This window comes from Segatella copri, assembly GCF_009495355.1.
Taxonomy (GTDB): Bacteria; Bacteroidota; Bacteroidia; order Bacteroidales; family Bacteroidaceae; genus Prevotella.
The window spans coordinates 1-22273 of sequence record NZ_VZAD01000071.1 but is presented as its reverse complement, the minus strand read 5'-3'; the positions used below and the strand labels follow the sequence as shown (position 1 = coordinate 22273).

The window sequence follows — 22273 nt, the reverse complement described above, 5'->3', positions numbered from 1 at the left end:
GCCATCACATTATATTTCAGTAACTTTGTAGGCATGAAACTAAGTATCGTCATACCAGTCTATCGCACACAAGACACGCTGCCAAGATGTCTTGACAGCATCTTGCGGCAATCATTCACCGACTACGAGGTTATTCTCGTTGACGATGGATCGACTGATGACAGTCCTAAGATCTGCGATGCATATTCCAGACAAGATGGCAGAGTCAAAGTTATCCACAAGGAGAACGGAGGGTTAAGCGATGCACGCAATGCTGGAATCCTACAAGCCAAAGGAGAATATATTACTTTCATAGACAGCGATGATACGATAGCAGAAGACACTCTTTCACTCGTCATAGAAAAAATAATCACGTATCCTGAAACAGATATTTTGGAATATCCTGTAATGGAAAGGTTAGGAAACGGTCCAAAAGAACATTTACTGTCTTTTAAAGAAAAAGAATATCAAGATGCCATTGACTATTGGCTGGAAGAGAAAGCATACAACCACACTTATGCCTGGAATAAGATATATAAACGTGCTTTATTTGAACATATATGCTTTCCTAAAGGAAAAAATTTCGAGGATGTCCTGACTGTCCCATATCTCATAGGCCTTCTGCCATATCATGGGAGTTTCGTTACTCCTAACATCAGAACTACAAACGTTGGTTGCTATGAATATCGGTGGAATGCCAAAGGCATCACGGCAAATGCAACATACAAGGATTTATACAATCTGTATGATGGTCATACCCAAAGTCTTCAAGCCATTATGAACAAAATCGGGAGTCAAGAGAAACTGATCCAGAAATATAGCCTTTCTCTGCAAATTTTCATGACACAAATTCTTAATGTCTTGCTCGACCTCTATGAGTTTTCGGGACAATACGAAAATAATCCACCAGTTATCCACCATGTTGAAAAACTTGGTAAATCGGTGAAAATCAAAGTTTTTAAACTAAGATTACTTAACATTATAGGTTATCATAACCTATGCAGACTTAACAAATTCGTACACAGATTATATAGAAGAAAATAATATGATTGCAAATACACAAATACCTTTAGTAAGTTTCATCATCACAACTTACAACCTGCCATTAGAATATCTTGTGGAATGTCTGAAAAGCATCCTGCAACTCTCTCTCAACTCAAGAGAAAGAGAAATCATTCTGGTAGACGACGGAAGCGATATTTCGCCCATCAACGATTTAGTGGAATACCAAGATGACATTATCTATATACGTCAACGTAACCAAGGTCTGTCTATTGCAAGAAACACCGGACTGCAAAATGCTTCTGGCAAATATATCCAGTTTGTCGACGGAGATGACAGTCTTATCCAGGTAGGGTACGAGCATTGTCTGGATCTCTTACGCTATCACAATCCTGATATTGTACATTTCACTTCTTCAAATAAAACATTTGATAAAGAAGTTCCTTATCAGTATTCTGAACCCATAAGTGGCAGTGCTTATCTATACAACAACAATCTTCGGGCTGCAGCTTGGTGTTATACCTTCAAGAGAGATCTCTTGCAGCAACAACGTTTCACTCCTGGTATTCTGCATGAGGATGAGGAGTTTACTCCTATACTTTTTTTAAAGGCAGAGCGCATCATAACAACAGATACAAAAGCTTACTATTACCGTGAGAGAAAAGACTCTATTATGCATAAAACAGAAGATAAGCGTCATTATCTCAAACGACTGGCCGATACGGAGAAGGTAATTTTCCAACTACAAGAGAAATCAAATTATCTTTCAGAACCAGAGCGTATCGCTCTCAACCGACGAATAGCCCAACTCACCATGGACTATCTGTACAATACTATCGTATTGGCACAGAACTACAAACATTTAGAAAAAAATATCAAGAGATTGCATGATAAAGGATTGTTTCCGCTTCCTGATAAAAAATACACGAAGAAATATCAGATATTTGCAAAAGCCATCAATAACAAGATTACCAGAAAAATCCTGTTCTACACTCTTTTAAAATTGAAATAAGAGAAAGCCAATGATGAAAATTCTTCTTTTGGGCGAATATAGTAATGTGCATGCCACGCTTGCTGACGGACTTCGCAAGCTGGGGCATCAGGTAACCGTGCTTTCTAATGGTGACTTCTGGAAAAATTATCCACGAGACATCGACCTGGTACGAAAACCAGGGAAAAAGGGAGGTATTATCTATTTAGCCAAGTTGCTGAAGGTCTTGCCCAAACTGCGCGGATACGACATTGTGCAACTCATCAATCCAATGTTCTTAGAATTGAAGGCTGAACGCATATTCCCCATCTATCGTTACCTTCGCCGGCACAACAAGAAAATCATCCTTGGCGGATTCGGTATGGACTATTATTGGGTCAATGTATGCTGCAAAGACAAGCCTCTGAGATACAGCGACTTCAACATCGGCAACCAACTACGTACCAATGCTGATGCCTTGAGAGAAAGAAAAGACTGGATAGGAACAGAAAAGGAACGCCTCAACAAGATGATAGCAAAGGACTGCGACGGAATCGTTACCGGCCTGTATGAATATTGGGTATGCTATAAGCCTTCTTTTCCAGATAAAACAACATTTATTCCCTTCCCCATCCGACCTTACGCCCAGCAGGCAGATATCAAAGGTCAGACACCCGATAAAGTAAAACTTTTCATCGGCATCAACAAGAACAGAAGTGAATACAAGGGAACCGACATCATGCTGAAAGCTGCACAAGATATAGCTGAGAAATACCCTGAAAAGGTGGAACTCCGCATAGCAGAAAGCGTTCCCTTTGCCGAATATATTGAGATGATGAACGGTAGCGATGCCATCCTCGATCAATTATACAGTTACACACCTTCCATGAATCCTCTGGAAGCCATGGCAAGAGGAATCATCTGTATAGGAGGAGGAGAACCCGAAAACTACAAGATTCTGCACGAGGAACATCTGCGCCCCATCATCAATGTACTGCCCAATTATGAAAGTGTTTACCAGCAGTTGGAACACTTCATCGAGAATCCCCAGCTGATTCCTGAACTCAAAAGACAGGGTATAGAATACATTAGCCACCATCACGACTATGTGAAGGTGGCTAAAGAATATGAAGCTTTTTATCAAAAAATACTCGCTTAACAGGTCTTTCCGTTATCGCCTTATGCCTGTATCTTCTTTGCTCTTCTGAAGCTGGAGGCGATGCTCCATACACCGAGAAGAATAAGAGGTATGCTGAGAATCTGTCCCATATCCATAGGCAGACCAGCCTCGAAGGCTACCTGAATCTCCTTCGTGTATTCGATGAAGAAACGGAAGGTGAAGATAAGAGTAAGACACAGACCAAAATAAAGACCAGAGCCTACGCTCTTAGGCCCCTTCTTCTTGTAGATAAAGAAGATAAGGAGGAAGATGATGAGATAGGCTATCGCCTCGTAGAGCTGTCCTGGATGGCGGGGATATTGGTCTTCCTTGACAAAGATAAAAGCCCATGGCACATCGGTCACCTTGCCGATAATCTCGGAATTCATCAGGTTGCCGATGCGGATAAAGGCGGCAGCTATGCCCGAGCAAATGCCCATATTGTCGAGCACTACCCATCCTTTTACCTTCAAGTTACGGCAATAGAGCCAAATGGCTACAAACATACCAATCACTCCTCCATGGCTGGCCAATCCCTCATAGCCGGTAAACTTCCAACTGCCGTCAGGAAGATGGTGCATAGGAATCAGCATCTCTACAACATGATCCCACTGACTGAGAAAATACTCTGGCTGATAGAAAAGGCAATGCCCCAAACGTGCACCCGCCAATATACCGATAAAGATATAGATGAAAAGTGGTTCAAACTTCTCATCGCCTATCTTCTGCTGTCTGTAAAGGCGCTGCATCAGCAGATAACCCAACAGCAAGCCTACAAGCCAGCAAGTGGCATAGTAACGCAATGCTATCGGACCCAAATGAAACAGAATGGGATCTGGATCCCAAACAATATAATTGAGCAGATTAGCCATCATTTCTATATTATAATAGGAGTGGTGAAAAACGCGCAGGGTTAATCACCACACATTATATATTATTATACATTGAATCTGAAGTGCATGATGTCGCCATCCTGCACAACATACTCTTTTCCTTCGATACCGAGCTTGCCTGCCTCACGTACAGCAGCCTCAGAGCCATACTTGATATAGTCGTCGTACTTGATCACCTCGGCACGAATAAATCCTTTCTCGAAATCGGTGTGAATTACACCCGCACACTGTGGAGCTTTCCAGCCCTTGTGATAGGTCCAGGCCTTCACCTCCATCTCGCCGGCTGTGATGAATGTCTCCAGATTCAGCAGGGCATAAGCCTTCTTGATGAGACGGTTCACGCCACTCTCCTCCAGACCGAGCTCCTCCAAGAACATCAACTTGTCCTCGTAAGTTTCGAGCGATGCAATGTCTTCCTCTGTCTTGGCTGCGATAACCATGCACTCGGCACCTTCCTCCTTGGCCATCTCCTCTACTCTTTTGCTGTACTCATTGCCAGTCTTGGCCGAAGCCTCATCCACATTGGCAACATAGAGAACTGGTTTGGTTGTGAGAAGGAAGAGGTCGTGAGCCACTTTCTGCTCCTCTTTGCTCTCGAAAGTCACGGCACGGGCATTCTTTCCCTGCTCCAACACTTCCTTATAAGCTTCGAGCACAGCCACCATCACCTTGGCATCCTTGTTTCCTGCTGCTGCAGTTTTCTGCTGCTTGGAAAGCTGAGACTCAATAGTTTCCAAGTCCTTGAGCTGCAACTCGGTATCGATGATACTCTTGTCCTCTAATGGATCTACGGCAGCACCACCTTCACGAACAATATTGTCATCGTCAAAACAACGTACAACATGGATGATAGCATCACACTCACGAATATTTCCCAAGAATTTATTTCCAAGGCCCTCACCCTTGCTGGCACCTTTTACCAATCCTGCGATATCTACAATCTCGCATGTAGCAGGAACGATACGACCTGGATGAACTATCTCTGCCAATTTGTTAAGGCGCTCATCGGGTACGGTGATGACGCCCAAGTTTGGTTCGATAGTACAGAAAGGGAAGTTGGCTGCCTGTGCCTTTGCACTCGACAGACAGTTGAACAATGTGGATTTTCCTACATTAGGAAGACCCACAATACCACATTTTAATGCCATTTTATCTTTAAACGTTTAAATTTCTTCGTGCAAAGGTACATTTATTTGCAGACACTACAAAATAATTCATGGTAAATAAATGAAAAATAATCATAGGGATCTTGCGTACTTCAGAAAGATTGTTGTATTTTTGCGCTTATGAAAAATAAAATCATCATCACCATATTGACTCTCTGCATCTGCAGTTGCCAGTACAAGAGTAGTCACACATCTTGCAACACGCCACAAGGTTCTGTTGTCCAAGAAACAAAGTTGATAAGCACAACCCCTGTCAAGAATCAGGGCAAGAGTCCTCTATGCTGGGCATACGCCATGCTTGCCACAATGGAGAGCGAGCACATCATGAAGGGCGATTCGGTCAACCTGTCCGTGGCTTATATTGCCAGAATGATGCTGCAGGAGAAGGCCGTAGAATACTACTTTTCTAAGGGGACCAAGCCCATCAGCATGAGAGGCATGGCGCCCATGCTGATACATTATATAAATAAGTATGGTATAGTTCCCTACGATAGTTATGAGGACAAGAAGGATATCGACATGAGAGTTCTGCGCCGCAAGGTGGAGTTTCTGTGCCGCAATGCCATTGCCCAACAAATAGGTATTGAGAAATTGAAAAGCAGGCTCAACCGTCTTTTCGATGACGAGATGGGCTATATGCCTGCCAAAACTGTATATATGCTCGGTGCAGAATATACGCCCGAAGAGTTTGCCAACAGCGTATGCTTCCCTGGCGAATATGAGATGCTCACCAGTTTCACACATCATCCCTTCGGCGAGAGATTTGCATTGGAAACACCCGACAACCAGACCCAAGAAGTTTTTCTTAATGTGCCCATCGACCAGCTGATGCAATACATCCGTAACGCCATCAGCCACGGACATCCAGTTTGCTGGGAGGGAGACATCAGCGAGGAAGGTTTTCGTCATCCCCGACATGGTTTTGTAGACGTCATGCCTTCTCAGCTTCCCACCACACAGGCATCACGCCAAAGAGAGTTCGAAAGTCTGAGAACCACCGACGACCACGTAATGGAAATCATCGGCATGATCAGCAAGAACCATCGTAACTACTATGTATGCCGCAACTCCTGGGGCAACCATTGGGGCAAGGCAGGACACATCTGTCTCTCGGAAGACTATCTGCGCCTTAAAACCATAGCTGCAGTTATCAGTAAAGAAGCACTAAGATAGCTGTTTTTACTTGTGTGCGCACACAAGTAGTTGATTTAGGTCAAAAAAATGGCGTTTTTCTTGCTTTTCCCATTAAATATTTTGGCAGTTATCTCTAATCGTCGTACCTTTGCATCGTCAATAAGACAAAAGGTTATTAGGTTTTTAGGTTAAGATTGTTAGTTGTTTAGGTTTTAGTTAGTAAATTTAAGGTAGATTAAAAAGATTGTTTATTCAAGGACAACAGGTATTAGAAAAGTAAGGTAAATAAAAGATTGTTTATTCAAGGACGACAAAACAGAGTGCGAAACTTGCGAAAGCAGAACACTTTTTGAGTTATGAAAAATTTGGGAATATAGTATTCTAAGTACGCAATTTCGACAAAGTTCGGAGTTGCGTATTTTTTTTATCATTTTATTTTGTTTAACCAACGAAAAGTCGTATTTTTGCACATAACATTAAAATAAGATATGTATTATGGCTAAACATCCCCTTTGGAATGAAGAATACTGGCTCTTGCTGCTGCAATTGTATCAGAAGAAGCCCATGGGTGTAAAACCGCTCTATTCGAAAGGTATGGTAGACCTAAGCCTGGAGTTGCACATACCACCCACCTACCTGCATGAGCAGATGTTCAAGCTGAGAATGATGACACCTCGCATCACACGGCTATGGGAGAAGTATGCCAACAAGCCTGGCAAGCTGTCTCACGACATCAAGATGCTCAGAAAGATGCAGGGCTACGGCAATGCAGAGGCATTCTACCAGGGAGTGAAGCTCAACGAAACATTCGAGCGCGACTGGGAGCCGCTTGAGGCTGATGCCACCCTCACGCCCGTGAAGCTCATCATCATTCTCGACCTCTACTTCCAGCTCACTCCTATCACCATGGTGGCTGAGACGCCAGAGATTATCGATCTTGCCAAACTGATACATACCACACCGGAGAAGATAGCCGACGTGATGAGCATATACATGTTCTGCGACCCGTATCTCAATCGAGAAGACGTGCTCATCAGTCCTCTGCTCAACGACTGCAGTGCCATCTGGCAACGATATGGGAACGGCAATCCCGACAAGCTCTATCAACTTGCCACAGAACTGAAAGTTTACTTCAAAAAACAATAAATATAACTCACACCAAGTAAAAATGGCTCAGAAACTCATTCAGACACAAGAACAGAAGCTCCAACAGCTGCAAAAGCTCTCTGCCCAGCAAATGTTGCAGGTGAAACTCTTGGAAATGCCACTTACCGAATTAGAGGACAGCATCAATGCTGAGCTGGACGACAATCCAGCCCTGGAAAGCGAGAATCCAGACGACATGCTGGCAAATGACACAAACGAAAACGATCATTTGCCGGAAGACAACGACTCGCATAACAATGACGAGCAGGACGACTACGAGGCACAGACAGAAAAGGAGGAAAGAGAAGACGCTCTCGACTCGGCACTGGAAAACATAGGACGCGACGACCTGATGCCCGACTATAATTCAGACAGAAACAACAAGCAGGATGCCGACTACGAGGAAATGGTTTACGGCGACACCACCTCCTTCTACGACAAGCTGAAGGAGCAGATGGACATGCAGATGCTCGACGATACCGAGAAGCAGATCATGGAATATCTCATCGGATCACTCGACGACGACGGCCTGTTGCGCAAAGACCTCGACAGTATTTGCGACGAACTCGCCATCTATCAGAATATAGACGTCAGCGAACAGAAGCTGGAGAGGATATTGCACATTCTGCAAACCTTCGACCCTGCCGGCATCGGAGCAAGAAGCCTGCAGGAATGTCTGCTCTTACAAGTGAAACGCATGCCTAAGGGCGTGTTGCGCAAGTCGATGGAAGAAGTATTCACCGACTACTACGACGAGTTCACCAAGAAGCATTGGGACAAGATAAAGACGGGACTTGAACTGAACGACACCCAGCTCGCCACCCTGCAGGAAGAGATTCGCAAGCTCAACCCTAAGCCGGGAGCATCGTTAGGCGAGACCGAAGGCAGAAACCTGCAACAGATAACGCCCGACTTCATCGTCGACACCAACGACGACGGCACGGTGACATTCTCGCTCAACCGGGGCAATATGCCCGAGCTGACCGTCTCCACCTCATTTACCGACATGATAGACACCTATAAAAAGAACAAGGGAAACATGAGCCGGCAGGACAAGGAGGCATTGCTCTATGCCAAGGAGAAAGTTGACAAGGCACAAGGATTCATCGAAGCCATCAGGCAACGCCGACACACACTCATCGTCACGATGAAAGCCATCATCGAAAGACAGAAAGCCTTCTTCCTCGATGGCGACGAGGCCGACTTGAAACCTATGATTCTCAAGGATATAGAAGAACGTACAGGACTCGACAAAAGTACCATATCGCGTGTCAGCAACATGAAATACGCCCAGACAAAATGGGGAACTTTTCCGCTGAAGTTCTTCTTTACAGACAGTTACACCACCGAAGACGGCGAGGAAATGTCGACCCGTAAAATCAAGTTGACTCTGAAAGAACTAATAGAGCACGAAGACAAGAAAAAACCTCTCAGCGATGATGCCCTTTCCAAGGTGCTGAAAGAAAAAGGGTTCCCTGTAGCCCGCCGCACGGTAGCCAAATACAGAGAGCAGTTGGGCATTCCTGTAGCAAGGCTTAGAAAATAGATGCAAGGCTTAGAAAACAAAAAGATTGTTATGAAAGAAAAGAATATCATATTGACAGCACGCATCATGAGCATGCTTTTCACACCGTTCTATCTGCCCTTGGTAGGACTTGTGGCATTGTTTCTGTTCAGTTACATGTCGCTCCTGCCTTTGGCTTATAAGTTGCCCATGCTGCTCACCGTCTACTTGTTTACCATTCTTCTGCCTTCGGTACTTATCCATATCTACCGCCGATACCAGGGATGGAGCACCACCGAACTGGGCAAGAAAGAACGACGCATCGTGCCCTACATCATCTCCATCGTGTGCTACTTTGGGTGCTTTTTCCTGATGGAATACCGCAACACTCCCCGTGTCATCAGCATCATCTTAGTGGCTGCTTTGATTATACAGATGGTGTGTGCCTTCATCAATATATGGTGGAAGATATCCACCCATACAGCAGCCATAGGCGGTGTGGCAGGAGCCTTACTGGCTTATTCTATCAGTTTCTCGTTCAACCCCATCTGGTGGCTCTGTCTGGTACTCATCCTGGCAGGCATGGTAGGTACAGCACGAATGATACTGCGCCAACACAGCCTGTCGCAGGTTGTAACAGGATTCTTCATCGGACTCGTCTGCGCCTTCCTCGTCATCTGAGGGAAAAAACTGTCAGCAGGAATAATAGAAAACAAATACAGTAAAATTATAAATATAAGAAAACAATGAAACCATTAGTTAGCATTATCATGGGCAGTACAAGCGACCTGCCTGTTATGGAAAAAGCATGTAACTGGTTGAACGACAACCAGATTCCTTTCGAGGTAAATGCCCTCTCAGCACATCGCACCCCCGATGCAGTAGAATCATTTGCCAAGGGAGCCAAGGCTCGTGGTGTGAAGGTCATCATCGCAGCTGCCGGCATGGCTGCAGCCCTGCCTGGAGTTATTGCCGCATCTACTCCACTTCCTGTCATCGGTGTGCCTATCAAGGGTATGCTCGATGGTCTTGATGCCATGCTCAGTATTATCCAGATGCCTCCTGGAATCCCTGTAGCTACTGTCGGAGTCAATGCTGCTCAAAATGCAGCCATCCTTGCTGCCGAGATGATTGCTCTCTGCGATGAGGAAGTGGCTCAGAAGGTAGAAGCATGGAAGGCTGGCCTTGGTGCCAAGATTGAGAAAGCCAACAAAGACTTGGCGGAAGTGAAGTTTGAGTACAAGTGCAACTAACATGGTAGACTTATTCAATTACACTCGCCGTGCCTCTTCTGTGGCTCATATCGGATCACTCGACTTAGGCGGCGACAATCCCGTACGCATCCAGTCGATGACCACCACCAATACCAATGATACCGAGGCTTGCATACGTCAGGCTGAGGAAATCATCAAGGCAGGTGGCGAGTTGGTACGCTTTACCACACAAGGTTCACGGGAGGCAGAGAACATGAAGAACATCAATGCCGGCATTCGTGCCGACGGCTATCTGACACCGCTTGTAGCTGATGTTCACTTCAATCCTAACGTTGCCGACGTTGCTGCTCTCTACTGCGAGAAGGTGCGTGTCAATCCTGGCAACTATGTTGATCCTGCCCGCAAGTTCATCAAGCAGGAATATACCGATGAGGAATATGCTCACGAACTGCAGAAGATAGAAGACCGATTCGTTCCATTCCTCAATATCTGCAAGGAGAATCATACTGCCATCCGCATCGGCGTGAACCATGGCTCGCTGTCCGACCGCATCCGCAACCGCTATGGCGATACTCCCGAAGGCATCGTAGAGAGCTGTATGGAGTTCCTCCGCATCTGCAAGAAAGAGAATTTCCACGATGTGGTCATCAGCATTAAGTCATCCAATACCGTAGTGATGGTTCGCTCTATGCGCCTCTTGGTCAGCGAGATGGAGAAGGAAGGCATGAGCTATCCGCTGCATTTGGGCGTTACTGAGGCTGGTGAAGGCGAGGACGGAAGAATCAAGAGTGCTGTGGGTATCGGTGCCTTGCTTGCCGATGGTATCGGCGATACCGTGCGTGTAAGTCTGAGCGAGGAACCTGCCGCAGAGATTCCTGTAGCCCGTCATCTGGTGGATTATATCGGAAAGAAGCAGGGGCAGCTGCTGATTCCTGGCGAGGCTTGTCCTCAGTTCGACTGGCTTCGTCCTGTGCGCAGAGAGACTCAGGCTGTAGGCAATATTGGCGGAAATCAGGTTCCCGTAGTCATCAGCAACCGTATCAATGGCGAGAGCACGATTTGCGACAATGAGGATGCCAAACCCGACTATATATATATAGGTGGAAAGAAGCCTCAGCAGTTTGTGCCTGGCCAGAGCTACATCGTAGATTATAATGTCTACGAGACCCTGAACAGCAAACCAGAGACCACGGGTGCCAAGCTCTATCCTATCTTCCCCGCCATGGCTATGCCGCTCATCGCCAGCATCAGGGCTGACATCAAGTTCCTCACCTTGCAGTTTGGTACTCCAGCCGAAGAATACATCGCGTGCTTGAAGAATCATCCGGAAGTGGTAGTCATCTGCGTGAGCAATCACCAGAACCGACTTGGCGACCAGCGTGCCCTGGTACACGAGATGATGAATGCCGGCTTGAAGAACCCTGTCATCTTCGCAGAGATGTATCAGCACAGCAAGGAGGAGAAGAGCGACTTCCAGTTGGAAGCCGCAGCCGACATGGGAGCCTTGATGATAGACGGTCTGACCGACGGCATCTGGCTGATGAACAATGGCGACATCCCTGCCCAGACCATTGATGAGACTGCTTTCGGTATTCTCCAGGCTGCCCGTCTGCGTACCAGCAAGACCGAGTATATCAGTTGTCCGGGTTGTGGCCGTACACTCTACGACCTTCGCGAAACCATTGCCCAGATCAAGGAAGCCACCAAGCATCTGAAGGGCTTGAAGATTGGCATTATGGGCTGTATCGTGAATGGTCCTGGTGAAATGGCAGATGCCGACTATGGCTATGTAGGTGCCGGTCCCAACAAGGTAAGCCTATACCGCAAGCAGGTTTGCATAGAGAAGAATATCCCGCAAGAAGTGGCAGTAGAGCATCTGCTTGCCCTCATTGATGCGGATAAGAAATGAGTCCACAGCATCATCAACCTAAGAACTGATGTCCCCAGATACTTTTAGATTTACCGTTGAGCATGTGCTCATACGTAAAAAGTTTTTTTGATGAAAAGAACGCCTAAAAAGGCAAAAAATAGCGAAATCGAGCATTTGTTTTGAGTTTCAAGTGGTTGTGGCAGTAGTTGGCTTTAAGTGGCATAGACGAGGAAATGCAAAAAACGCAGATTGAGGAAATAGAAACGCTTTCAAATCATTACCTCGCAGAAACGCCCTAATAAGCATTTTTAACGGTGACGGTTCATATTTCCCCATTCTGCGTAAGTTTCGATTTTGCCATGCAGCTCTCATAGTTTAATTTTGCACCGAACAAAAAAGTAAGAATTATGAGATGCACTTTCAAGACAGTCTTCTATGTAAATGGAAGCAAGGAGAGAAACGGAATTGTCCCTATCATGGGACGAGTGACAATCAACGGAACTATCGCACAGTTCAGTTGCAAGCAGAGCGTTACCAAGGCTATTTGGGATGCCAAGGGCAACAGAGCCACAGGCAAGAGTAAGGAAGCCAAGGAGGTGAACTTTGCGCTTGACAACATCAAGGCTCAAATCACCAAGCATTACCAGCGACTTTCCGACCGTGAGGCGTTCGTTACCGCTGAAATGGTGAGAAACGCCTACCAAGGCATAGGCACGGAATACGAGACATTGCTCAGAGCCTTTGACAAAGAGAACGCAGCTTTTGCCAAGCGTGTGGGCAAGGATAGAGCCAAGAACACCTACCGCAAGTATCTGACGGTAAGAAAGTATGTTGCCGATTTCATCAAGTATCAGTACAAGCGCAGCGATATGTCCATGAACGAGCTTACTGAGGAGTTCATCCGTGACTATTGCCTGTATCTGAAGAATGTCGTCGGACTTGCGCAGTCCTCCATTTGGATTTACTCCATACCACTGAAGCATATTGTAACGGCAGCTCACTACAACGGCAAGATACCGAGAAATCCATTTGCCATGTACCACGTTGACCCAGACCACAAGGAACGTGAGTTCTTGACATTGGACGAGCTAACCGCCATGATAGAGATAAAGTTGGAAGACCCGCACATGGCATTTGCGAGAGACCTTTTTATCTTTGGCTGTTGGACAGGTATATCTTTCATCGACATCAAAAACTTGACGGAAGATAACATCAGCATGATAAACGGTGCTCCTTGGATTGTTTCCAAGCGTCAGAAGACAGGCGTTCCGTTCCAAATCAAGTTGATGGACATTCCCATGCAGATTATTGGGAGATACAAGGCTTTCAGAAAAGGAAGTCACTTGTTCAATATCGGCAACCTTGACAGCATCAACAAGCGCATAAAGAAAGTTGCTGCAATGTGTGGCATCAAGAAGCGTGTCTCGTTTCATGTCTCACGTCATAGTTGGGCTGTTTTAGCCTTGGAGTACGGAATGCCGATAGAGAGCGTGAGTAAGATTCTTGGTCACACGAATATCACCACGACACAGATATATGCCAAGGTGACAAGCACCAAGCTTGATCATGACATATCTGTCTTTGAAAGTCGAATCAAGGGGCATTTGCCTGCAATGGGAGGGATGGCATGAAAAGGACAATAATCACCGTGGGCGGAAATGGAATGCTTTCCATTCCGTCCAACTTGGAGAACTTGTGGATGAGTGAGAGTGAGTTGGTGGATATGCTTTATGTTACCGCCCCGAAGCTCAAAGCCGTGATACGAGCTATATATAAAGAAGGTATGTTGTCTATGTTGGAGGTCCAACAAAGGGAAGAACTTTCCAAAGGCGTTTGGCAAACGCTGTATGGATTCCCTATGATTGTTGCCATTTGCTTCCGCCTAACCTCTAATGGGGCTACACAACTTCGTGATGCCATCTTCAAGAGGCTGTACGGAGCAAAAGAGAAAACAGCCATTGTCCTGCAACTCTACGGAGGGACTAATTACTTTAGCTGAAAAACTCGCATCTTTGAGGCATCGGTTATTCACTGTCGTATAGACTTGCTGACGTACTGATTCACTGTCGTATCAAGCATTTCTGTGAAGAACGAAGAACTGCCGATGTCAAACGTTTTACAGTTTTATCGTATGACATATAAAACGTATGACATGCAGGAATACATTTTTGTTCATCCCGAGGAAAGGTTTACCAGCAAGCCTTTCTTCGGGATTTTTCGTTCTATCTTATCCCGAAAGGCTACATCAAGCACCTTGATTTCCAATCTTTTAACATTGCCGGTGCAAACTTCTCCATTCTGCGTAGGTTTGTGTTTTGCGTTTTGATTTTCCGCCCTTACCTTTGCAACTTTAATTTTATCAACTCACAAAGGTTAGATTATGAGCAAGACAAACGACAACAATCAGCCTGTGGCTGTGGGAAGCAAACAGCCACAGGCTGCACCTCCGACAAACGAGGTGTTCATCCGTGTTGGCACTACCTTGTACAAGGTGGTTGACCAACCTAACATCAGTGGTGGAAAGGTAAGAAAGCGCATTCCTTGGAACATGGAAACCTTGCGTCAGGACTACGGCAAGGAGTTCATCAAGTACGTTCACAAGTATGACGGCTTCTGTACCGTTCCAGAACATGTGAACCATCGCACGGTGATAGATGGTTTCCTCAATCTATACGAGCCGATAAGTCACAAGCCAATGCAAGGGGACTTTCCGAACATCAAGAAGTTGGTAAGTCACATCTTTGGTGAGCAATACGAGCTTGGCATGGACTACCTGCAACTACTCTATCTCAAACCTGTGCAAAAGTTGCCCATTCTGCTGCTCGTATCAGAGGAGAGGAACACAGGCAAGACCACGTTCTTGAACTTTCTGAAAGCGTTGTTCCAAGACAACGTGACATTCAACACCAACGAGGACTTCCGCAGTCAGTTCAATTCCGATTGGGCTGGCAAGCTGCTGATTGTCGTGGACGAGGTGTTGCTCAGTCGCAGGGAGGATTCCGAGCGGTTGAAGAACCTCAGCACCACCCTCTCGTACAAGGTGGAAGCCAAGGGCAAGGACAGGAACGAGATTTCCTTCTTTGCCAAGTTCGTGCTGTGCTCCAACAACGAATCACTCCCTGTCATCATTGACGAGGGCGAGACCCGATATTGGGTGAGGAAGATTTCATCGTTGCAATCTGACGATACCGACTTCTTGGAGAAACTGAAGGCGGAGATACCCGCTTTTCTGTTCCATCTGCAAGGCAGAACGCTATCCACAGAGCACAAGAGCCGAATGTGGTTCGCCCCCGAACAGATAGCGACCGATGCTCTGAGGAGAATCATACGCTGCAACCGTAACAGGCTTGAGGTGGAAATGTCGGAGCTGTTCCTTGAGGTCATGGAGAACACCCAGACCGACAGCTTGCAGTTCTGCCTCAATGACGCAATCGCCTTGTTGCAATGCAACCACGTGAAAGCGGAGAAGCACCTTGTGCGAAAGATAGTGCAGGACAATTGGAAGCTGCAACCTTCAGAGAACGCCCTCACCTACACCTCATACGAGTACACCTACAACAACAGCGGTCACTACTCGCCAACAAAACGTGTGGGCAGGTTCTACACTGTAACGAGGGACAAGCTAAATAGCATATAATTTTGTTGAATTGTTGAATATGATGAAAAAAGTGCTGAATATCAAGTATTTAAGGCTCAACATTTTCTCAACAAATCTCTCAACAAAAGAAAGAGACTGTTGAAAAGAGAAAACATGACAGCTAATGCCTGTCTTTCTCTTTTGCCCAGTGATTTTGTTGAAAAGAACCATTTGTTGAGAGTTTGTTGAGAAGATAAGCCTTTGGTTATCATATCAATACATACTATTTTCAACAATTCATCAGAAATATATACACCACTTAATCCACAGTAAGACATGAACATTCAAGAAGCAAAGCAAATCAAGATTGCAGACTATCTGCAAAGTTTGGGACACCGCCCTGTCAAGCAGCAGGGTGCAAACCTTTGGTACAAGTCACCGCTGAGAAACGAAAGCGAGGCATCTTTTAAGGTGAACACCACGATGAACAGTTGGTTCGACTTCGGAATGGGCAAGGGCGGCAACATCATCACCCTTGCGTCATACCTCTACGCATCAGACAGCTTGCCATATCTCTTGGACAAGTTGGAGAAGCAAGCACCCCATGTGCACCCGACCGACTTTTCTTTCCCTCAGCAAGCCTCCGAGCCGAGTTTTGAGATATTGGAGGTTAGGGAACTCAACCATCCTGCACTCCTGCGCTATCTAAGCGAGCGGAATATTGACCTGCGCATCGCCCGAAAGGAATGTGTCGAACTTCATTTCTCACATGATGGCAAGAACTACTTCGCCATCGGCTTCAAGAACAAGTCGGGCGGTTACGAGGTGCGCAACCGATTCTTCAAGGGGTGTATGTCCCCCAAGGACATTACCCATATCCGACATCAAGGCGAGCCAAGATACGCTTGCTATGTTTTCGAGGGCATGATGGATTATCTTTCTTTTCTCTCGTTACGCTTGGAGAAGTTTCCTGCTTGTCCGTCATTGGATGCGCAGGATTATGTGATACTCAACTCCACAAGCAACGTGGACAAGGCAATTGATGCACTCCATGGCTACGAGCGCATCAGTTGTCTGCTCGACAACGATGAAGCAGGGCGGAAGGCAACGCATGCCATCGAGACTGCCCTCGGCTATCGTGTGAGGGATGCCTCCCACTTGTACAGTGAGTACAACGACTTGAACGACTATCTGTGCAGAGTGAAATCCAAACAGTCGGTACACCAAGTACAGCCTGTTAAGCGGACTGTTCCACCTCGGAAGAGAGGCGCAGCCTTGGGCATGTAGGCGGTTCCTGCTCCAATGGCTATTCTGAACGGAAAAGCCATAGCTCAATAGGGCGTTTTCTTGACGCAGTGGCACGCCACCGCTAAAAACGCCCATTGAGCAAAGGGGTATCCCCTTTTGAAACCCCGTGAGCCATGCGCAGGGCGCAATGCGGCAAGCGGATTTGTACAACTCAAAAACAAGTTTATTATGGGACATTTCAGTTTGGATTTCAAGAAGGCAAAGGGCAGCTCGGACGCAAGGGAATCAGACCACATCGAGCGCAAGGTGATACCAGACAATGCCGACCCTACGAGAACTCACCTCAACCGTGAGCTTGTCAAGATGCCGAGCGGTGTGTATGGTCGTGACGAAGCCATCGCCCACCGCATCAAGACGGCAGGCATCAAGCGCAAGATAACCAATGACCAGGTGAGGGTGATTAGAACCGTGCTGTCTGGAACGCACGAGGACATGATGAACATCGCAGCCAATGGTCAGCTTGACGATTGGTGCAACGACAGTTTGAAGTGGTTGCAGGACACGTTCGGCAAGGAAAATGTCGTGTCGGTGGTTCTCCACATGGACGAGCACACGCCGCACCTTCACGCCTCCATTGTTCCGATAGTGACAGGCGAACGGAGAAAGGCGAAGAACAAGACAACGGAAGAGGGCAAGCGGACATACCGCAAGAAAGCCAATGCCGTGAGGTTGTGTGCCGATGATGTGCTCAACCGTGACAAGATGGTTGGCTATCACGACAGCTATGCGGAAGTCATGGGCAAGTATGGCTTGAAGCGAGGTGTCCGTGGATCAGATGCGAGACATACCACCACGACACAGTATTACCGCAACATCAAACGAGAGACGGAGAGACTTCAAAACTGCATGAAACTGCTGCAATCCGATGTGGAGGAAGCGGAGCGATTGCTCAAACAGACCAAGAGTGAAATCAACACGGAGAAGCTACAGGCAGCCAAGACGGAAGCCAAGACTGCCTTTGTGTCGAAGATTGGTTCTCTTTTGGGTAGTGGAAAATTGAAGGAGGTGGAGCAACACAACCGAAAGTTGTGCGAGCTTGTGACAGACCGAGAGCAATACATTGACGAACTCCATGAGAAAATTCAGCGAACGGAGGACAGTCACAGCAAACAACTTGACGAGATGCAGCGGAAGCACCAATCGGAGGTCGCGAATTTGGAGAGCAAGCACTCCACGGAGGTAACGATGCTCAACGACATCATCCGCAAAGCCAAGCGTTGGTTCCCGATGTTGGAGGCACGCTTGCAAATGGAAGACCTGTGCAGGAAGATAGGATTCACAGTCGAGCAAATCGGAGTGCTTCTGACCGGAAAGGCACTCAACTTTAGCGGTTCACTCTATTCCGAGGAACACAGAAGAAAGTTCAATGTGGAGAATGCGGAAATCAAGGTGTTTTCTGATTCTACCAAGCCGAACCAACTGTTTTTGTATATCAATAGACAGCCTATTATAGAATGGTTCAAGGAGCAATGGAATATCTCAAAAGATAGAAGAAATCATCATTTTCGATTATAATCAGATTTGTATCTTATGGCAAGGAGCAAGGAACAAACGCGCAAGGTTCTTCTCAAATTTTAGTACAAAATCTTTCTCTAATTAATGATAAGAACCATTTGATAGTCTCCAGAACTCCATTTTATGTATAGCGGTAAATGTCTCCCAAAACCTATATACATAAATGTAATAAAATTTAAGAAGAGCCAACGCAGCAAAATATATTTGTCTGCATGGGTATTTAGTACACACTACCTAAAACATTGAGAATGAGTGTATCTTGCAATAAATAGTGCAGCTATTTCATAAAAACCACTAAAAGTCTTAGGTATCACTTGTAACACTTCTGTTGAAAATCAACCAGTTTGATATTCTATGTGAAGTTTTTGTAAGCTCTAAACGCCTATACAGATATATTTGAATGTTTTTTATCCAGCAATCGTCCCTACGTATGCGTGATTTAAATTTAAACCTGTTGGCGAGTAAGAAATCGTCAACAGGTTTATATCATTTGTTCAGCAATGTAAAATCTATAGCTTGTACAAATCTATAATGTTCTTGAGTATTTGTATCTTCAAAAGAAAAAAGTTGATTTTTTATAATTTGCTCTAAATTAAAAATTTCCTTTTCTGTAATATCAGGTGCAAAAGTCAGAGAAAAACTGACTTCTTCTATTTTTCCACTTTGACCATCAAATACAGTTAAGCAAATGATTTTTTCATTTCTTTCGGCTAGATACTTTATACGTTCTTTTGAGAATACTTGTCTGACTATAGAATCTACAGGGATACATTTGTTGATTTTTAAAGTACTAGATACAGCAATATTGGCAAAAGAGATTTTGTTTTGTGCATTTTTGATAATGTTCTCTTTTACTATAAATGTTTTTCCTTTATATTTGAAACTTTGGGGTAAGATTGTACTGTTTTTTGAACTAGCCAAAGCGATACTTTTTGTATTTTTGCCAAAATTATTCCCTATAATATCTATAAGTTTTGCTACAAGCACATTGCTCATAACGTAATCTTTGTAAGGAGAAGGAGAACTTTCCTTGAAGTCCTGAGCAAATTGCCACCAAGAAATATTGTTATAACCAGATTCTACTGCGGTAAAATTTGGAAATGAAGATGTTGGATTAAATGAATACACCCAATTGATATATGAATTGTAATACTTATTGCCAGAACCAACTAACTGTGTTCCATAAGGCGCATGAATAACATCTTGAATGAATTTTGATTCGAACTCTATATTTAGCATGGCAGTTTTTTCATATGTGCCAATTCCTCCAAAATACACATTATCTTGGTTCATATGTATGAACTCTTCTGGATAAGTTGTGTTATTTATAGCATTGCTTGTTAAAAATGACAGGATTTTTGTACTATGGTCATAGGCAGCAGGATTCCCATTCATGCCTTTAGATGTAATATTTACATCTGAAAAATTGTATTTTTTATCTTTTGCATAATTATGTAGCCACTTAATAACAGGATAGTCGTTACAGCAATTTGTTATTACTGAGTTTAATTTGGTTGTGGAAGCCGATGGTAATGACACCTTTTTAGCAATCTGATAGATGTTGTAGTTTCCGGTGTAAATAGACAAAGCACGATTTTGCTGAGTCTCAAAATCATGAGCGAGAAAGCTGTCATCATTAGTGCAACTGAGTAATGATGAACAGAATGACACTATAAGAAAAAAATATAAATGTTTCATAACTATTGAAAATTAAATGTTTATTTTGCAAAGATAGAGTAAAAATGTTATCATTGTACTTTAATCCTATAAAATTTAACGTAAATTATACGCAAAACAAAAAATGCTCTTCTTTCGAAAAACTTAACCATTAAACATACTTTGCATCCAAATAATTACAAGACAAGAGAAGTAGTTGTGTATAAAAACAAACAAAGATAGATTGTTAAAAAGGATAAATAATTTTAATTTTTCAACACTTAAAATATTTTTTTTGTAAATTTGCAAAAAAATATAGAATCTTGTAGGTTTAAAAATGGTTGCTACAAGTGCAAGAATTGAATGACGAAACCATTTGGAAAGGAAAATGTATATGAAGATAAAACATTTGTTATTTTTTATTCTTGTGACTTTTTTGGTCGCATGTGAAGGGACTGATTTAATCGAGCCAGACAATGTGTCGAAAGAACAGATTTCCACTCAAATAATTTATAACCCGACAAAATATTCAAAACAAAAAGGTGATGTCTTTGTCAAAAGTAGTTTGCCAACAACAATGGCAAAGCAAATACCTAATGCCTGCGTAACATCAATTATGGAGTATGCAAACAATAAAGTTTTTGGTGGAACAGTAAATGAGGGAGCGTATATTCTATATTATACACAAACATATAATTCAAATCCTTTGATTGATGGTGTTTCTTTGGATTATATCGAGCCTTTTGTAACACATTTCTTTAAAACTCAAACATTTACAAATTATAAGTCTGCAATAGATGCCAAGCATCCCGTCATGACTGATGTAAATAGCCAAATAGAAAGCTCTGCCCATAATGTGTTATGTGTAGGATATAACTCCAATACGGGTGCTGCTATTTATATGGACCCTGAGCTTGCTTGTATGTACTCAGTTAATGCTGGGTATTTTTTACAAGATTATAATATAGTATTAACAGGTATAAAGTAATTAAATAAATATGAAGTTAATTTTTAAATATTTTTTTATTTCTCTATTGTTCCTAAATGGGCAATTAGTTCATGCACAATCATTTAAAATCGACAGCTTAAAAGGTAAAAAATGGGAGTTGCAATTGCCAAAAGGAAAGTCTTATACTTCGAATCTTATATTCAAAGATACGACATACACAACTAGTTTCTCCTTTAATGGACAGACTCATACTATAGAGAAGCCATACTTAATACAGCAGGAAAACGTAGAAACATTTTATGTTATTTTTCCATCAGAAGGAAAGGGTACAAAAACTTTCCCTGTTAAGTTTAAAGTTTTAGAATTTACCGACAAGTTGCTAAAATTGCAAAATACAACAACAAATGTTGTAAATACGTATTTCGCAAAATAAACAACTAGTAGATTGTAAAGTCTAAAAGTTAAGTAAGGCACGTGTGATATTTCATCAATCATCAGTATGTGACGAACGACGTTTTACTCAACTTTTAGACTTTACAGACTACTAGTAAGACCGTGCTTTTTGCAACATATTACTCTGTTTGATATTTTTTGTTTAATAAAATTCTTAGATTCATTATTTTTTTTGTATTTTTGCAGCCGAAAAGAGTTGTTAGGCAGCAAACGTATGCAGATTGCAGAATTTAGAACTGTTGCTAAATCATTACCTCTGTTGAGGTGAAAAACTCATAAATAGTTCATTTTTAGCTATTCGGCTGATTTTAGCGTAATTTTTTATGAAAAAGTATCAAAGTATCATTCTTTGGCTGAACGCAGATATAAATAACTGATACATAATAAGATAGAAGAATGATACATTTTGGATTATCTTACAAGAAGTATCATAGAAGTATCATAAATCTGATAGAAGTATCATAAAAAACGTCATCTAAGTATCAAAAAATCGTCAGGAGGCATTATGCATAAAAGCAAAGCCGCCGATTTGCGAGGAGTGCCCAAAAATCTTCCGACTTTTGGGCACTCTGTGAACACCGCATGGGCAATGAATGCCCACCGCTTGGTCAGTTGATGCCCACCGCTTGGTCAGTTGATGCCCATCGCTTGGTCAGTCGATGCCCGTCGCTTGGTCCCTGAGAGCCCACTTGACGGGCAAGACAGACCACCTGATGGTCTCTGACAGAACGGCTTATGTGATTTTATTCCTAATCCAGCTTGTCAATCTTTCTTCTTA

Annotated in this window: 19 protein-coding genes; 16 read left to right on the top strand and 3 right to left on the bottom strand. The window is 43.9% G+C overall.

Annotated elements, in window-relative coordinates; all coding sequences use genetic code 11:
- The first annotated feature begins 33 nt into the window (after window positions 1-33).
- From F7D20_RS09340 to F7D20_RS09330, 3 genes are read left to right on the top strand one after another with little or no spacing between them, the layout of a single operon-like run.
- Window positions 34-1023, top strand: coding sequence for a glycosyltransferase family 2 protein (locus F7D20_RS09340; protein ID WP_158463806.1), 990 nt, complete (start codon window positions 34-36; stop codon window positions 1021-1023).
- 1 nt (window position 1024) lies between these two features.
- Entirely contained in the window at window positions 1025-1993 is a 969-nt protein-coding gene (locus F7D20_RS09335; protein ID WP_158463805.1) for a glycosyltransferase, read from the top strand.
- Window positions 1994-2006: 13 nt separating this feature from the next.
- Window positions 2007-3110: a glycosyltransferase family protein gene (locus F7D20_RS09330; RefSeq protein WP_158463817.1), complete on the top strand. Its 1104-nt coding sequence runs from the start codon at window positions 2007-2009 to the stop codon at window positions 3108-3110.
- A gap of 20 nt (window positions 3111-3130) precedes the next feature.
- Here F7D20_RS09330 and lgt read toward each other — a convergent pair whose 3' ends face one another.
- Together lgt and ychF are read right to left on the bottom strand one after the other, a co-directional pair.
- A complete protein-coding gene (lgt, locus tag F7D20_RS09325) occupies window positions 3131-3985 on the bottom strand; it encodes a prolipoprotein diacylglyceryl transferase (protein ID WP_022251596.1) in 855 nt (284 codons plus the stop codon).
- Window positions 3986-4047: 62 nt separating this feature from the next.
- On the bottom strand, window positions 4048-5151 hold the full coding sequence (gene ychF, locus F7D20_RS09320) for a redox-regulated ATPase YchF (RefSeq protein ID WP_022251595.1): 1104 nt from the start codon (window positions 5149-5151) through the stop codon (window positions 4048-4050).
- 138 nt (window positions 5152-5289) lie between these two features.
- On the opposite strand from ychF, the gene F7D20_RS09315 reads away from it, so the two are divergent.
- The 11 genes from F7D20_RS09315 (at window position 5290) to mobV (ending at window position 18437) form a co-directional block, all read left to right on the top strand.
- On the top strand, window positions 5290-6342 hold the full coding sequence (locus F7D20_RS09315) for a C1 family peptidase (RefSeq protein ID WP_158463804.1): 1053 nt from the start codon (window positions 5290-5292) through the stop codon (window positions 6340-6342).
- A gap of 456 nt (window positions 6343-6798) precedes the next feature.
- Window positions 6799-7449: a hypothetical protein gene (locus F7D20_RS09310; protein WP_158463803.1), complete on the top strand. Its 651-nt coding sequence runs from the start codon at window positions 6799-6801 to the stop codon at window positions 7447-7449.
- 22 nt (window positions 7450-7471) lie between these two features.
- Entirely contained in the window at window positions 7472-8995 is a 1524-nt protein-coding gene (gene rpoN, locus F7D20_RS09305) for an RNA polymerase factor sigma-54 (RefSeq protein ID WP_158463802.1), read from the top strand.
- A 30-nt stretch (window positions 8996-9025) separates the two neighbouring features.
- Window positions 9026-9634 (top strand): phosphatase PAP2 family protein, encoded by a 609-nt coding sequence (locus F7D20_RS09300; protein ID WP_022252358.1) that lies wholly within the window; start codon window positions 9026-9028, stop codon window positions 9632-9634.
- A 65-nt stretch (window positions 9635-9699) separates the two neighbouring features.
- Complete coding sequence (gene purE, locus F7D20_RS09295; RefSeq protein ID WP_022252359.1) at window positions 9700-10206, top strand: 5-(carboxyamino)imidazole ribonucleotide mutase; 507 nt, start codon at window positions 9700-9702, stop codon at window positions 10204-10206.
- 1 nt (window position 10207) lies between these two features.
- Window positions 10208-12076 (top strand): 4-hydroxy-3-methylbut-2-en-1-yl diphosphate synthase, encoded by a 1869-nt coding sequence (locus tag F7D20_RS09290; protein WP_158463801.1) that lies wholly within the window; start codon window positions 10208-10210, stop codon window positions 12074-12076.
- Between the two features lie 368 nt (window positions 12077-12444).
- Window positions 12445-13668 carry a site-specific integrase gene (locus F7D20_RS09285; protein ID WP_153082620.1) on the top strand — a complete coding sequence of 408 codons (1224 nt, stop codon included), beginning with the start codon at window positions 12445-12447 and terminating at the stop codon, window positions 13666-13668.
- The gene (locus F7D20_RS09280) at window positions 13665-14036 is read left to right on the top strand and encodes a hypothetical protein (RefSeq protein ID WP_118153647.1); all 372 of its coding nucleotides are present in this window, start codon (window positions 13665-13667) and stop codon (window positions 14034-14036) included. Before F7D20_RS09285 ends, F7D20_RS09280 begins: the two co-directional genes overlap by 4 nt.
- A gap of 381 nt (window positions 14037-14417) precedes the next feature.
- On the top strand, window positions 14418-15674 hold the full coding sequence (locus tag F7D20_RS09275) for a primase-helicase family protein (RefSeq protein ID WP_228114161.1): 1257 nt from the start codon (window positions 14418-14420) through the stop codon (window positions 15672-15674).
- Between the two features lie 276 nt (window positions 15675-15950).
- Window positions 15951-16901, top strand: coding sequence for a toprim domain-containing protein (locus F7D20_RS09270; RefSeq protein ID WP_119238593.1), 951 nt, complete (start codon window positions 15951-15953; stop codon window positions 16899-16901).
- 189 nt (window positions 16902-17090) lie between these two features.
- Window positions 17091-18437, top strand: a complete 1347-nt coding sequence (gene mobV, locus F7D20_RS09265) for a MobV family relaxase (RefSeq protein ID WP_153082621.1) — start codon at window positions 17091-17093, stop codon at window positions 18435-18437.
- 486 nt (window positions 18438-18923) lie between these two features.
- Here the strand turns inward: mobV and F7D20_RS09260 are convergent, their stop codons facing one another.
- Window positions 18924-20135 (bottom strand): hypothetical protein, encoded by a 1212-nt coding sequence (locus tag F7D20_RS09260; protein ID WP_117727910.1) that lies wholly within the window; start codon window positions 20133-20135, stop codon window positions 18924-18926.
- A gap of 352 nt (window positions 20136-20487) precedes the next feature.
- Here F7D20_RS09260 and F7D20_RS09255 point away from each other — a divergent pair, with 352 nt between their 5' ends.
- Together F7D20_RS09255 and F7D20_RS09250 are read left to right on the top strand one after the other, a co-directional pair.
- Window positions 20488-21081, top strand: coding sequence for a C39 family peptidase (locus F7D20_RS09255; protein WP_194253344.1), 594 nt, complete (start codon window positions 20488-20490; stop codon window positions 21079-21081).
- Window positions 21082-21091: 10 nt separating this feature from the next.
- Window positions 21092-21475 (top strand): hypothetical protein, encoded by a 384-nt coding sequence (locus F7D20_RS09250; protein ID WP_106812876.1) that lies wholly within the window; start codon window positions 21092-21094, stop codon window positions 21473-21475.
- Window positions 21476-22273 lie beyond the last annotated feature (798 nt).

What these genes read in the sequence shown, in the direction of transcription:
- F7D20_RS09340 (WP_158463806.1), top strand. Translation starts at nt 34, where the DNA reads ATGAAACTAAGTATCGTCATACCAGTCTATCGCACACAAGACACGCTG.
- F7D20_RS09335 (WP_158463805.1), top strand. Translation starts at nt 1,025, where the DNA reads ATGATTGCAAATACACAAATACCTTTAGTAAGTTTCATCATCACAACT.
- F7D20_RS09330 (WP_158463817.1), top strand. Translation starts at nt 2,007, where the DNA reads ATGAAAATTCTTCTTTTGGGCGAATATAGTAATGTGCATGCCACGCTT.
- lgt (WP_022251596.1), bottom strand. Translation starts at nt 3,985, where the DNA reads ATGATGGCTAATCTGCTCAATTATATTGTTTGGGATCCAGATCCCATT.
- ychF (WP_022251595.1), bottom strand. Translation starts at nt 5,151, where the DNA reads ATGGCATTAAAATGTGGTATTGTGGGTCTTCCTAATGTAGGAAAATCC.
- F7D20_RS09315 (WP_158463804.1), top strand. Translation starts at nt 5,290, where the DNA reads ATGAAAAATAAAATCATCATCACCATATTGACTCTCTGCATCTGCAGT.
- F7D20_RS09310 (WP_158463803.1), top strand. Translation starts at nt 6,799, where the DNA reads ATGGCTAAACATCCCCTTTGGAATGAAGAATACTGGCTCTTGCTGCTG.
- rpoN (WP_158463802.1), top strand. Translation starts at nt 7,472, where the DNA reads ATGGCTCAGAAACTCATTCAGACACAAGAACAGAAGCTCCAACAGCTG.
- F7D20_RS09300 (WP_022252358.1), top strand. Translation starts at nt 9,026, where the DNA reads ATGAAAGAAAAGAATATCATATTGACAGCACGCATCATGAGCATGCTT.
- purE (WP_022252359.1), top strand. Translation starts at nt 9,700, where the DNA reads ATGAAACCATTAGTTAGCATTATCATGGGCAGTACAAGCGACCTGCCT.
- F7D20_RS09290 (WP_158463801.1), top strand. Translation starts at nt 10,208, where the DNA reads ATGGTAGACTTATTCAATTACACTCGCCGTGCCTCTTCTGTGGCTCAT.
- F7D20_RS09285 (WP_153082620.1), top strand. Translation starts at nt 12,445, where the DNA reads ATGAGATGCACTTTCAAGACAGTCTTCTATGTAAATGGAAGCAAGGAG.
- F7D20_RS09280 (WP_118153647.1), top strand. Translation starts at nt 13,665, where the DNA reads ATGAAAAGGACAATAATCACCGTGGGCGGAAATGGAATGCTTTCCATT.
- F7D20_RS09275 (WP_228114161.1), top strand. Translation starts at nt 14,418, where the DNA reads ATGAGCAAGACAAACGACAACAATCAGCCTGTGGCTGTGGGAAGCAAA.
- F7D20_RS09270 (WP_119238593.1), top strand. Translation starts at nt 15,951, where the DNA reads ATGAACATTCAAGAAGCAAAGCAAATCAAGATTGCAGACTATCTGCAA.
- mobV (WP_153082621.1), top strand. Translation starts at nt 17,091, where the DNA reads ATGGGACATTTCAGTTTGGATTTCAAGAAGGCAAAGGGCAGCTCGGAC.
- F7D20_RS09260 (WP_117727910.1), bottom strand. Translation starts at nt 20,135, where the DNA reads ATGAAACATTTATATTTTTTTCTTATAGTGTCATTCTGTTCATCATTA.
- F7D20_RS09255 (WP_194253344.1), top strand. Translation starts at nt 20,488, where the DNA reads ATGAAGATAAAACATTTGTTATTTTTTATTCTTGTGACTTTTTTGGTC.
- F7D20_RS09250 (WP_106812876.1), top strand. Translation starts at nt 21,092, where the DNA reads ATGAAGTTAATTTTTAAATATTTTTTTATTTCTCTATTGTTCCTAAAT.